This is a genomic window from Pseudomonas brenneri (assembly GCF_007858285.1).
GTDB lineage: Bacteria > Pseudomonadota > Gammaproteobacteria > Pseudomonadales > Pseudomonadaceae > Aquipseudomonas > Aquipseudomonas brenneri.
This window is the reverse complement of record NZ_VFIL01000004.1, coordinates 1-11783: the sequence shown is the minus strand read 5'-3', so window position 1 is coordinate 11783 and position 11783 is coordinate 1. Positions and strand designations below refer to the sequence as shown.

12 protein-coding genes and 1 tRNA gene are annotated in these 11783 nt (G+C 55.7%); 10 read left to right on the top strand and 3 right to left on the bottom strand.

The genetic code is table 11. From position 1 onward, the window contains the following. Genes FJD34_RS09505 through FJD34_RS09490 form a run of 4 tightly spaced genes read left to right on the top strand, consistent with a single transcriptional unit; the run spans position 1 to position 3527 of the window. Positions 1–1260 (top strand): nitrous oxide reductase family maturation protein NosD, encoded by a 1260-nt coding sequence (locus FJD34_RS09505; protein WP_373290086.1) that lies wholly within the window; start codon positions 1–3, stop codon positions 1258–1260. Then, entirely contained in the window at positions 1260–2171 is a 912-nt protein-coding gene (locus FJD34_RS09500) for an ABC transporter ATP-binding protein (RefSeq protein WP_032861110.1), read from the top strand. Before FJD34_RS09505 ends, FJD34_RS09500 begins: the two co-directional genes overlap by 1 nt. Continuing rightward, entirely contained in the window at positions 2168–2998 is an 831-nt protein-coding gene (locus tag FJD34_RS09495) for an ABC transporter permease (protein WP_032860851.1), read from the top strand. The genes FJD34_RS09500 and FJD34_RS09495 overlap by 4 nt, the downstream gene beginning before the upstream one ends. Before the next feature lie 19 nt (positions 2999–3017). Next, a complete protein-coding gene (locus FJD34_RS09490) occupies positions 3018–3527 on the top strand; it encodes a nitrous oxide reductase accessory protein NosL (RefSeq protein WP_032860849.1) in 510 nt (169 codons plus the stop codon). A 37-nt stretch (positions 3528–3564) separates the two neighbouring features. On the opposite strand, the gene FJD34_RS09485 is transcribed toward FJD34_RS09490, so the two are convergent. Continuing rightward, positions 3565–4851, bottom strand: a complete 1287-nt coding sequence (locus FJD34_RS09485) for an MFS transporter (protein WP_090290905.1) — start codon at positions 4849–4851, stop codon at positions 3565–3567. 144 nt (positions 4852–4995) lie between these two features. Between FJD34_RS09485 and ggt the strand changes: the two genes are divergently transcribed. The 6 genes from ggt to FJD34_RS09455 all read left to right on the top strand — a co-directional run bounded on the left by ggt (position 4996) and on the right by FJD34_RS09455 (position 10704). After that, positions 4996–6720 (top strand): gamma-glutamyltransferase, encoded by a 1725-nt coding sequence (gene ggt / locus FJD34_RS09480; RefSeq protein ID WP_090290906.1) that lies wholly within the window; start codon positions 4996–4998, stop codon positions 6718–6720. A 229-nt stretch (positions 6721–6949) separates the two neighbouring features. Continuing rightward, positions 6950–7023 (top strand) — tRNA-Cys (locus FJD34_RS09475). Between the two features lie 414 nt (positions 7024–7437). Next, complete coding sequence (locus FJD34_RS09470) at positions 7438–8622, top strand: hypothetical protein (RefSeq protein WP_146552197.1); 1185 nt, start codon at positions 7438–7440, stop codon at positions 8620–8622. After that, positions 8619–9110 carry a hypothetical protein gene (locus tag FJD34_RS09465; RefSeq protein ID WP_090290908.1) on the top strand — a complete coding sequence of 164 codons (492 nt, stop codon included), beginning with the start codon at positions 8619–8621 and terminating at the stop codon, positions 9108–9110. The genes FJD34_RS09470 and FJD34_RS09465 overlap by 4 nt, the downstream gene beginning before the upstream one ends. A 141-nt stretch (positions 9111–9251) precedes the next feature. Continuing rightward, positions 9252–9929, top strand: a complete 678-nt coding sequence (locus tag FJD34_RS09460; protein ID WP_090290909.1) for a Shedu anti-phage system protein SduA domain-containing protein — start codon at positions 9252–9254, stop codon at positions 9927–9929. A gap of 46 nt (positions 9930–9975) precedes the next feature. After that, complete coding sequence (locus tag FJD34_RS09455) at positions 9976–10704, top strand: DUF2971 domain-containing protein (RefSeq protein WP_090290910.1); 729 nt, start codon at positions 9976–9978, stop codon at positions 10702–10704. Between the two features lie 52 nt (positions 10705–10756). Here the strand turns inward: FJD34_RS09455 and FJD34_RS09450 are convergent, their stop codons facing one another. Further along, positions 10757–11605, bottom strand: a complete 849-nt coding sequence (locus FJD34_RS09450) for a tyrosine-type recombinase/integrase (protein ID WP_420892872.1) — start codon at positions 11603–11605, stop codon at positions 10757–10759. Positions 11606–11674: 69 nt separating this feature from the next. Continuing rightward, the coding region (locus FJD34_RS09445) for an IS3 family transposase (RefSeq protein WP_130926105.1) at positions 11675–11783 on the bottom strand (109 nt) is incomplete at its 5' end.

Genomic DNA, 11783 nt, shown 5'->3' with positions numbered 1-11783 from the left:
TTGACCGGGTTTGTGTGGCTGCTGTCTTCGGCCATAACCAGTGCCGCTGTATTGCCCATCACCGACTTGCCGTTGGTCGCCGCAGGCCCGCACCACTGGCGCCTGCCCGTCGGCGACTACCAGGGCTCTTTCAGCATCGACCAAGCCCTGCAACTGACCTGCGAACCCGGTGCGGTGATCCATAGCCAGGGCTTGGGCAACGGCCTGTTGATCAACGCGCCCGACGTCACCGTCGAGGGCTGTACCTTCCTTGATTGGGGCCATGACCTCACCGCGATGAATGCGGCGATCTTCATCCAGCCCAAGGCCCACGGTGCCGTGATCAAGGGCAACCACATGCGCGGCCAGGGTTTTGGTGTGTGGGTCGATGGCACGGCGGATGTGAGCGTGATCGACAACCAGATCCAGGGCGACCCGGCGATGCGCTCCCAGGACCGGGGCAATGGCATCCACCTGTACGCGGTCAAGGGCGCGCGGGTGATTGGCAACCAGGTGCGGGATGCCCGCGATGGCATCTACATCGACACCTCCAACGGTAACCTGCTGCAAGGCAACACCCTGGAAGACCTGCGCTACGGCATCCACTACATGTTCGCCAACGACAACCAGGTGCTGGGCAACATCACCCGCCGCACCCGCACTGGCTACGCCCTGATGCAAAGCCGCAAGCTGACGGTGATTGGCAATCGCTCCGAACAGGACCAGAACTACGGGATCCTGATGAACTACATCACCTATTCCACCCTGCGCGACAACGTCGTCAACGATGTGCGCGACGGTACCACGGGCGACACCATGATCACCGGTGCCGAAGGCAAGGCGCTGTTTATCTACAACTCGCTGTTCAACAGCATCGAACACAACCACTTCGGGCGCAGCGCGGTGGGCATTCACCTCACGGCCGGCTCCGAAGACAACCGGATTGCGGGCAACGCCTTTGTCGGCAATCAGCGCCAGGTCAAGTACGTGGCCACGCGCTTGCAGGAGTGGTCGGCGGATGGTCGCGGTAATTTCTGGAGCGACTACCTGGGTTGGGACCGCAATAACGATGGCCTGGGGGATGTGGCCTATGAGCCTAACGATAACGTCGACCGCCTGCTGTGGCTGTACCCCCAGGTGCGCCTGTTGATGAACAGCCCCGGCATCGAGTTGCTGCGCTGGGTGCAGCGGGCGTTTCCGGTGATCAAGTCGCCGGGGGTGATGGACAGTCATCCGCTGATGAAAGACCCCACGCTATCCCTGCTCAAGGAGCCCGCATGATGCCTGTCGTCGAAATCGAAGGTGTGACCCAGCGTTATGGGCACGCCACTGTGCTGCATGACCTGAACCTGAGCCTGGCGCCGGGGGAGGTGCTGGGCCTGTTCGGTCATAACGGCGCGGGCAAGACCACCAGCATGAAGCTGATCCTGGGTTTGTTGCAGGCAAGCAGCGGCCAGGTACGGGTGTTTGGCCGCGCGCCCAGCGATCCTCAAGTGCGCCGCATGCTTGGGTATCTGCCCGAGAACGTGACCTTTTACCCGCAACTCAGCGGCCTGGAGACCTTGCAGCATTTTGCCCGGCTCAAGGGCGCGCCGATGAGCCAGGTCGCGACCCTGCTGGAAGACGTCGGCCTGACGGCGGCGGCACGGCGGCGGGTCAAGACCTACTCCAAGGGCATGCGCCAGCGCCTCGGGCTGGCCCAGGCCCTGCTTGGCGAACCACGCTTGCTGTTGCTCGACGAGCCCACCGTGGGCCTCGACCCGATCGCCACCCAGGATTTGTATCGCTTGCTCGACCGCCTGCGCGGGCAGGGCACCAGCATCATCCTTTGCTCCCATGTGCTGCCGGGCGTGGAGGCGCATATCAACCGTGCGGCGATCCTCACCCAGGGCCGATTGCTGGCTCTTGGCACGCTGGCGGCCTTGCGCGAAGAAGCCGGGCTGCCGACCCTGATCCGCAGCAGTGGCCTGCAGCGTGCGGCGCTCTTGCAAAAACGCTGGAGCGAGGCTGGCCACGTCACGCGGCGCTGGGGTGTGGAAGGCCTGCAAGTGGCCGCGTTCAACGGCAACAAGCTGGACCTGCTGCGTCAGTTGCTGGATCAGGACAGCCCCAGCGATGTGGAAATCATCGTGCCGTCGCTGGAGGACCTGTACCGCCATTACATGGACAACCCCGTGGAGTACGCCCAATGACGCCGATCTGGAACATGGCCCGCAAGGAGTTCAGCGACGGCCTGCGCAATCGCTGGTTGTTAGCGATCAGCCTGTTGTTTGCGGTGCTGGCCATCGGCATTGCCTGGCTGGGCGCGGCGGCGTCCGGGCAACTGGGCTTTACCTCGATCCCGGCGACCATCGCCAGCCTGGCCAGCCTGGCAACCTTCTTGATGCCGTTGATTGCGTTGTTGCTGGCCTATGACGCGATTGTCGGTGAGGACGAAAGCGGCACCTTGCTGCTGTTGCTTACTTATCCCCTGGGGCGAGGGCAGATCCTGCTGGGCAAGTTCGTCGGCCATGGGTTGATCCTGGCCCTGGCGACCTTTATTGGATTCGGCTGCGCCATGCTCGCCATTGCGCTGCTGGTGGATGATGTCGAGTTCAGCCTGCTGCTCTGGGCCTTTGGTCGATTCATGCTGACCTCGACCTTGCTCGGCTGGGGCTTTCTGGGGCTGGCGTATGTGTTGAGCGCCGTCTCGGCAGAGAAGTCCACGGCGGCCGGGCTGGCCCTGGGCGTGTGGTTCTTTTTTGTCCTGGTGTTCGACCTGGCATTGCTGGCGCTGCTGGTCATTAGCGAGGGTCAGTTCAGCCCGACGTTGTTGCCCTGGCTATTGCTGTTCAACCCGGCGGATGTGTACCGGCTGATCAACCTGTCGGGCTTCGATACCGGCCCGGCGTCGGTGGGCGTGATGGCCCTGGGCGGCGACCTGGCGGTGCCAGCGGCGATGTTGTGGCTGTGCCTGGCGGCATGGGTTGCAGGGCCACTGGCCTGGGCCTATTGGCTGTTTGGGCGGCGCGCAGCCTGAGTTTTTATTAGTGGAGCAGATGAGCATGAAAATCGGGTTGGTGTTGCTGTTGAGCCTGCTGTTGGTCGGGTGTGAAAAGCCGGTGGCGGCGGGCGTAGGTGATGGGCCGGTGGCGTTTCATCCGACGGATGAGTGCCATGTGTGCGGCATGGTGATCAGCGAATTCCCGGGGCCCAAGGGCGAGGTGGTGGAGCAGGGGGCGGCGAAGAAGTTTTGCTCCACGGCAGAAATGCTCGGCTGGTGGTTGCAGCCGGAAAATCATCACACGCCGTCCAAGCTGTACGTGCATGACATGGGGCGCAGCCATTGGGACACCCCGGATGATGCACATTTGATCGACGCCAAGACCGCTTACTACGTGCTCGGTACCGGGCTCAAGGGCGCCATGGGCGTGGTATTGGCCTCGTTTGCCGAGCAGGCGGTGGCACAGAAAGTCGCGGCGGATACCGGCGGGCGGGTGCTGCGCTTTGAGGAGATAGATCTGGCGCTGTTGCAGCAGCCGGCAGGCATGTCCCATAGCGGCCATTGATGTTGTCCTGATATTGCATCCCCTTGTGGGAGCGCTCCTACCGGTTGACCAACTTCGCCGGCAAGGCGATTACCAGCAAGCAGCTCAGTACCAGGCTCCCGGCAAAGAACCACATCGCCCCGGCGCTGCTGCCGGTCACGTCGATTGCCAGGCCCATCAACGAGTTGCTGACCAAGCCGGCGATATTCGCCAGGGAACAGGCCAGGGCAAAGCCGGTGGCCGCCGCGGTGCCGGTGAGGAACGTCGCCGGCAGGCTGAAAAACACCGGCACGGCGCCGAGGATCGCCGCCGAAGCCACGGCAAACAGGGCCACGGTGGCGACCACGTTATGACTGAAGAAGGTGCTGCTGGCCATGGCCACGGCACCCACCAGAAAGGGCACGATAATGTGCCAGCGGCGCTCGCGGTATTTGTCGGAGCTGGCGCCGATCAGCAGTATGCCGGCCAGCGCGGCGACACTGGGCAGGGCGGTGAGCAGGCCGATATGGAAGGTGTCGCTGATCCCGGCGTTGCGGATCAGGGTCGGCATCCAGAAACCCATGGCATAGGCACTGAGCAGGATCGAGAAGTCGATGCCGCCGAGCATCCACACCTTGAGGTTAAAGAACCCATCACGAAAGCGCCGTGGGCTGTGGCTGGCGTGGCTGTCATCGGCGCGCAACTGCTCTTGCAGCAAGGCCTTTTCTGCGGCGGACAACCATTTGGCCTGGTGATAGGTATTGGGCAGCGCCCAGAATGCCAGCACTCCCAACAGCACGCTGGGTAACGCTTCAAGCAGGAACAGCCATTGCCAGCCGCGCAGGCCGCCCATCTGGTCGAAGTGGCTCATGATCCAGCCGGACAACGGCCCGCCAATCACACTGGACAGCGGCAGGCCGATCATGAACAGCGCAATGACCCGCCCCCGGCGATGGGTGGGGAACCAGGTGGTCAGGTAATACAACACCCCCGGCAGGAATCCTGCCTCGGCGACACCCAGCAAAAACCGCAGCACATAGAACTGGGTGGTCGAGGTGACCAGCAGCGTGCAGGCCGAGAGCAGGCCCCAGGTGATCATGATGCGGGCGATCCAGATCCGCGCGCCGACGCGTTCCAGGATCAGGTTGCTCGGCACTTCAAACAGGATATAGCCGACAAAAAACAGACCGGCGCCCAGGCCGAACGCGGTTTCGCTGAACTGCAACTGGTCTTGCATCTGCAACTTGGCAAAACCGATATTGATCCGGTCCAGGTAGGCAGCCAGGTAGCAAAAGCACAGGAAGGGAATCAGCTTCCAGGTGATCTTGTGGTACAGCGCGTGGATCGGGTCGGCGACCGTGGGCATCGGTGTGTCTCATGGGCAATGAGTAGGGCGGGGCGAATATAGCATTCCGGCACCGACAAGCTCTGTCTGAAACGCGCCACCTGGCTGGGGTTGCTGTGCGAAAGCAGCTACGTTTAACGCTTCCAATAAACAGAGTATCCACGGATGAACTACCAACCCTTTACCCGAACCTTGATCGCGACGGCCCTGGTCCTGACATTCAGCGGTGTGCAGGCGGCCTCCCAGGCCCCGGTGGCCGGTGAAAACGGCATGGTGGTGACCGCCCAGCACCTGGCGACCCACGTGGGCGTCGATGTCTTGAAGGCTGGCGGCAACGCCGTGGATGCGGCAGTTGCCGTGGGGTACGCCTTGGCGGTGGTCTACCCGGCAGCGGGCAACCTCGGCGGTGGTGGGTTCATGACCGTGCAACTGGCGGACGGGCGCAAGACCTTCCTCGACTTCCGTGAAAAAGCCCCATTGGCGGCCACCGCCAACATGTACCTGGACAAGGACGGCAACGTCGTCCCCGGCCTCAGCGCCAAAGGCCACCTGGCCGTCGGCGTACCCGGCACCGTCTCCGGCATGGAACTGGCCCTGAGCAAATACGGCACCCTCAAGCGCGCCCAAGTGATCGCGCCGGCGATCAAACTTGCAGAAAACGGCTTTGCCCTCGACCAGGGCGATATCGACATGCTGCACAGCGCTACCGAAGAGTTCAAAAAAGACCAGGACCTGCGCGGCATCTTCCTCAACAAGGGTGAGCCACTGCAGGTCGGGCAGAAACTGGTGCAAAAAGACCTGGCCCGCACCCTGCGGGAAATCTCCGCCAAGGGCACCGATGGCTTCTACAAAGGTTGGGTGGCCAAGGCCATCGTCGACTCCAGTCAGGCCGGCAAGGGCATCATCGCCCAGGCCGACCTGGACAAATACCAGACCCGCGAACTGGCGCCCATCGAGTGCGACTATCGCGGCTACCACGTGGTCTCGGCGCCGCCGCCCAGCTCGGGCGGCTTGGTGATTTGCCAGATCATGAACATCCTCGAAGGCTACCCGATGGCCGAACTGGGCTACGGCTCGGCCCAGGGCACCCATTACCAGATCGAAGCCATGCGCCACGCCTACGTGGACCGCAACAGCTACCTGGGCGACCCGGATTTTGTACAAAACCCGGTTGAACACCTGCTGGACAAGAACTACGCCGCCAAACTGCGCGCCGCCATCGAGCCGCAAAAGGCCGGCGACTCCATGGCCATCAAGCCCGGCGTCGCGCCCCATGAAGGCAGCAACACCACCCATTACTCCATCGTCGACAAATGGGGCAACGCGGTCTCGGTGACCTACACCCTCAACGACTGGTTCGGTGCTGGCGTCATGGCCAGTAAGACCGGGGTGATCCTCAACGACGAAATGGACGACTTCACCGTCAAGGTCGGCGTACCCAACATGTACGGGCTGGTCCAGGGCGAAGCCAACGCCATCGCCCCAGGCAAGGCGCCACTGTCGTCCATGAGCCCGACCATCGTCACCAAGGACGGCAAGGCCGTGATGGTCATCGGCACACCAGGCGGCAGCCGCATCATCACCGCCACCTTGCTGACCATCCTCAACGTCATCGACTACAAGATGAACATCCAGGAAGCTGTCAACGCCCCACGCTTCCACCAACAGTGGATGCCCGACAGCACCAACCTCGAAACCTTTGCCCTGAGCCCCGACACCCAGAAAATCCTCGAAAGCTGGGGCCACAAATTCGCCGGCCCCCAAGACGCCAACCACCTGGCCGCCATCCTCGTCGGCGCCCCGTCCCTGGACGGCAAGCCTGTGGGCAACAACCGCTTCTACGGCGCCAACGACCCACGGCGCAATACCGGGCTGTCATTGGGCTACTAAGCGTAGGCAGGGCAGGGGCCAGCCGCCCCTGCTGTGCTTCACAGAAGAATATTTTTTGAAATCAAGGGCTTGCCAGCCTCGGCAAATCAGTACATAATTGCCGCCATCGAACGCACTGAGGCATAAAAAACTTCAATGTTTTCAATGAGATAGAGTAGAGGCAGGCTTCACATAGCCCACTCAAGTTTATATGCGGTGAATGTCGGTGGTTTTGGCATTGATCGTTTGAGGCCGAGTAGCAAAATGGTTATGCAGCGGATTGCAAATCCGCCTACGCCGGTTCGATTCCGACCTCGGCCTCCACTCTTAAAAACCCCGTAGATTAACGTCTACGGGGTTTTTTATTGCCTACAATTTTCTGATCGCTTCCGCAACTTTTTGAATCGCTTCCGCAACTCGCCTCCTTTTTTGGCTAGAAACGCGCCGCATTTGGTGAGATTGTCATTTGATAAAGTTCGCTCTCGATGCTGCAAGCCGGTTTCTTACAATTGGAGTGGATTTTTGCCACCATCTGGTGGCACATTCGAAGTTATGATGTAGGTTGAGGAGCGCTTGGAGTGCTCACGGAAGGACCATCACCACGTGGCAAGTGAGTGCGTGATTTACCTATCTGAGGGTACAGCCTATGCTTTAGTGCTTTCTCGAAAAGCCAGACGCGATAAGTGTCAATAACCTTTTCGCAATTCGAAAATTATAATACAGGGAAGTACGTCGTTAATGTCAAAGCCTAAGAAAGAACATAATTATGGATATCTGAATTTTTTTGATATCGAGCGTAGCGGTCTCTATCGTGTTCAGCGAAAGTCCTCTGGAAAGGAGCTGATTTCAAAAAATTATGGACTGGAAACCAGCACTGTTTTTCGCGCGCTTACCAAATGGGTAAATAGTCGCGGCTTTAAAGACACTGCTCCTTGGCCGACAAAAGGAGAGTCCGGCACTGATTCCGTAATGTGCTACTGTCGCGAAATTAAGGAGTTTCCTAACGGCGAGTTTATGGTCGTATTGTGGAAGCATGATCCGACAGATACTCGGGGTTTTCGAGGTCTGGAAATCGGGTCAGATGGAAAACCCACGGGTAACTATATTACGAATACTGCCTCGACGACAGGTGAAAATTATGTTTGGGGACACCCTTGCTACTATTGGATTTTGCCGGATAAGGATCTAGTTGTTTCTCTTAAGTTTGATGACTCAAAGTGCGATTCGGAGCTTATGCAGAAGTGGGTTAATTATTGTGTAAGGTACCGACTTAAATTCCCTGGTTATAACTCTCGCCAGCCTGGTGACTCAGAGACGAGAATTGCGTTTAGTCTCCCTCAAAGCCCTGAAACATATAATTTGCTTTACAAGTTCTCTGCTTGCATCAAGATCTTTAAGACGAGTGAAGAGTATTTGGAGAGGATTTGCGAAAAAACCAAGTATATGCTATTGCGTAACGAGGTTGTCGTTAGCGATGCCGCTAAGGAAGTAGAGATGGAGGTGGTTGTCTCGGGGAAAGATGGCCTCGACAAGGCAAATATTGAGATATTTAATTATTTTCAAACGTTCATGGCGAAGTTTTTTCCTAAGGCGAAAGAGACAGACGACAATATCAGAAAGGTTGAGATTAGGTTGGAGGCTACGCCCTCTCTTGAACAAATAAAAGAATTGATCACGTATTCATCTGGCTTTAGTGATGATGGCTGGGCGGATGTTATATTTATTGATGAAAATGAAAGTGGTACATCGATTAAAAGCCATAGAATTGTGGAGCGTGTTGTACTTCCGCCAGCCATCGATGCATACAGCTGTGATCAATTGTATAAGGCATTGTCGGCAACTAGGGATGTGTTTTTACCAATTGTAAGCGGTGCTAAAAAAACGGATGAACCAGCCGAGTCGGTAGCCAGGGTAACTTCATGAAAGCGATTATTGCTTGCTTGATAACTCCTCTCTTGATGCTTTTTTTTAGAGTTGAAATCGATCCCGCCGCGGTATCAAGCATACTTGGCTTGCTCGTTGGCATCGCGGGTGCAATTTTTACAATTATGAGTATTTGGGTTGCATTTCTATACCCCAGTGTTTTGAAAACACTTAAGGGTGAAAACTTAGTAAATGTAGACTTTTCTGCCGGTGGAGAGTACACCGCAAGACTTACAGAGATTATTAGCGTTATAGTGCAGTCAGCTTCAACTATGATTGTTGCGGTTGTGCTTTTAGTACTTGTATCTATTGGGAAAAATTTTGGCTTCAATGCAGAAGCTTGGATCAAAGGTACATGTCAGTTTGGTCTCCTTTTCGTCAGCGGACTTCAAATCTGTGCATTGATAAGCACTATTCGTATTAATTTGAGTTTTATGGATGTCCTTGAAAAGCAAAGAAGTAAACGTGCGAAAGATTGGGATGTTTGATGGTTGGAAAATGACTCCGTGTGATAGTGTTTTTTATTTATGAAGGTTTAACCGCTACGCTTGCAATCGTGTGAAAATGGTCTTGTAAATAGGCGTTGTTGATGGTTTTTTGATTTGCGCTCATGCATAGGTAAACAGATAATGCGTATTTATAAGCCGGGTGAGAAACTGCCCTACTCTAAAGATTGGCCTCCAGAGAGTTACTATGTCAAGTCTAGCGCGGTCAGTAATGCCACCAAAAAAGCATTTATGGAACTGCTTAAAGATGGCGTTAGTGAGACCGTCGTAGATTCTTTTCTTAGAAAGAACTCGGCGTTTTTTGGTCAGTGCCTAAATTTTACAAATTTTGGCCATCATGGCATGTGGGTTGTTTCTCAAAAGTTAATTGATCCCGGGGCAACCCCGTCACAAAAAGGCTTACGCCCTGACTATCTGTTTGGCGGAAAAAATTCAGACGGCTTCTACTGGTGCGTGGCCGAGTTGAAAAGTCCAAGTGCTCGCCTATTTAAGCGCGGGAAAAATGGCAGAAATATTTCGTTCTCCGAAACTGCAAATCAGGGCATCTGTCAATTGCTACGGTACATGGATTACTGTAGTGCGAATCAGAGTTTTTTTCGCGATCATTTCAAATTGACTGATTTTCGCGAGCCAAAAGGGTTTCTCATCATAGGGCGTGAAGAAGAGTTAGAATTAGATGAGCAGCTGCAAGAGTTGAAGAGTGCTTGGAATCGATCGTCTGGTGGGCGAATAATGATTCGCTCCTACGACGCTTTGCTCCGAAGTTCCTCCTCCTCCTGGGCAGAGATCGAACACGGTTGATCTCGAGGTACTCAATAAACTTCTGCCAGCAAAAAAAGGTAAAATCTTGAGAATCGTATTCGATGAAGCTATGGATCTAGATGAGCCGATATGGCGTTATCTCAGGCCCGATCGATTTCTTGACTTAATGGGTAGCGAAAATCTTTATTTCGCTGCAGCACGTCAATTTCAGGATCCATTTGAAGGTGCGACTGCTGTGCTGCCACCTGGCACAAAACTCGATCCGCGGTTTCTACCGCAGAACGAGTATGGCGAGAAAGCCTTTGAAGAATTGCGGCGTCTCACAAAGATTTGCTGCTGGCATCGTGCCGAATATGAAAGTGATGCTATGTGGCAGCTATATGCCTCGGCCTGGAAAGGCGTGGCTATTTTAAGTAGCCCTAGAAAGCTAGCTGAAGCAATCCAGCCCTTTAAGCTGAGGGAGGACTATACAGATGAAACTCTCTGGGCTGGCAATGTCAGATACATCGATCTTCTTCAAGAGAGGCTCGAAGTCAACATGCTTGAACGTTTCATGTATAAACATCAGGCGTTCTCTTGGGAGCAAGAGTTTCGTTTGGTGATATCTCTTAGATTGGCTGAGGAGTACGGTGCCGAGGTTCCTAATGAAGGTATTAGGGTGGTAGTCGATCTTCGCCTACTCGTCGACCGGATCTACCTCGGACCACACCTCGCAGAAGAGGACATTAAAGCGATTAGGCTAGCCGCGGAAGCTGCAGGCGTGGGTGATCGGGTAATGGTGTCTAGTATGCTTGGTGTGCCTAGATACACCTGAGTGATGGGTACGTGATCGGCTAACTCGGACCGTTTTGACTACGGTATGTGAGTCATTTCGTAGGTTTTACTATCTCACCGACTCGCCTATAGACCTTCTTAGTGATCTCCTCGGTAGAGTGGCCCAATAGCCGGCTCGCGTGTGTCAGGTCTATCTCGCTAGCAGCTTTCGGCCGAATGTCCTTGAACTGAAATTGTCGAATGCTCGTGGCCAATGCTGGGTCGCCATCAGCCGCAGCTTTGATTGCCGCCTTCTCCCGCGCGTCGTCCCACCGATTGCGCAACATCTGCTGGCTCATTCGAAGTCCAGACGCGTTGGTGATCAAGGTTGAGGTCCGAATACCGTTGATTGCTCTACGTTCCTGCAGGTCTTCGATAAAGGCGCTCAGCCCGGACTGTACGCCTGCATCCTCCAAACGAAGGCGTAGGCGTTTTTCGGTCTTGCCCTGGCCAATCAGCAAGAAACCGTTGTTCAAGTCGGTGGCTGCAATCTTGAGCACATCGGCGGGGCGTTGGCCGGTAAGGTAGGCCAGATCCATCGCGTCCTTCAGCTCCTGTACCGCCTCTGCGTATACCGCGTTCCATACTGTTTCACCTGCATAGTAGTCCCGTGGCTTTTCCTTGTTGCGGCGAACGCCAAAGCAAGGGTTTGCTTTGTCAGTCAGCCCCCATTCGCGTGCAATGGTAAAGGCATGGGAGAGCAGGGCGATCTCACGGTTGGCTCTGACCTTGGCTGTCCTGGCGTCTCGGTATTGAGCTATTACTTGGGGCGTGATTGACTCAATGGGGGCGCTCTCAAACGCTCTTCTCAGTTGCTTGAGTTCTTTGCGGTTATCGGACTGGGTACGAATTGACTTGCCTGGGATGATTTCTTTTTCATACCGGTCGAACACGTAGCCCATAAGATGGTTGGGTTTCGGTGGTGTTTTTCGCTCGAGCCTTGCCCATTCGACTGAATCGCCCCGGATTCTCTAGACACCTTGCAAGCTCATTGCGTAACGCTTTTCAAACTCTACCGGTGACAGCTGATTGTTGAAACCATGGCGGCGTTTTGCGTTGTAGAACATCTCGATGTAATCA

Coding starts and splice junctions, on each gene's coding strand:
- FJD34_RS09450 (WP_420892872.1), bottom strand. CDS start 11,605: ATGGGCTACGTGTTCGACCGGTATGAAAAAGAAATCATCCCAGGCAAG.
- ggt (WP_090290906.1), top strand. CDS start 4,996: ATGAACTACCAACCCTTTACCCGAACCTTGATCGCGACGGCCCTGGTC.
- FJD34_RS09485 (WP_090290905.1), bottom strand. CDS start 4,851: ATGCCCACGGTCGCCGACCCGATCCACGCGCTGTACCACAAGATCACC.
- FJD34_RS09500 (WP_032861110.1), top strand. CDS start 1,260: ATGCCTGTCGTCGAAATCGAAGGTGTGACCCAGCGTTATGGGCACGCC.
- FJD34_RS09460 (WP_090290909.1), top strand. CDS start 9,252: ATGCGTATTTATAAGCCGGGTGAGAAACTGCCCTACTCTAAAGATTGG.
- FJD34_RS09490 (WP_032860849.1), top strand. CDS start 3,018: ATGAGCATGAAAATCGGGTTGGTGTTGCTGTTGAGCCTGCTGTTGGTC.
- FJD34_RS09495 (WP_032860851.1), top strand. CDS start 2,168: ATGACGCCGATCTGGAACATGGCCCGCAAGGAGTTCAGCGACGGCCTG.
- FJD34_RS09465 (WP_090290908.1), top strand. CDS start 8,619: ATGAAAGCGATTATTGCTTGCTTGATAACTCCTCTCTTGATGCTTTTT.
- FJD34_RS09470 (WP_146552197.1), top strand. CDS start 7,438: ATGTCAAAGCCTAAGAAAGAACATAATTATGGATATCTGAATTTTTTT.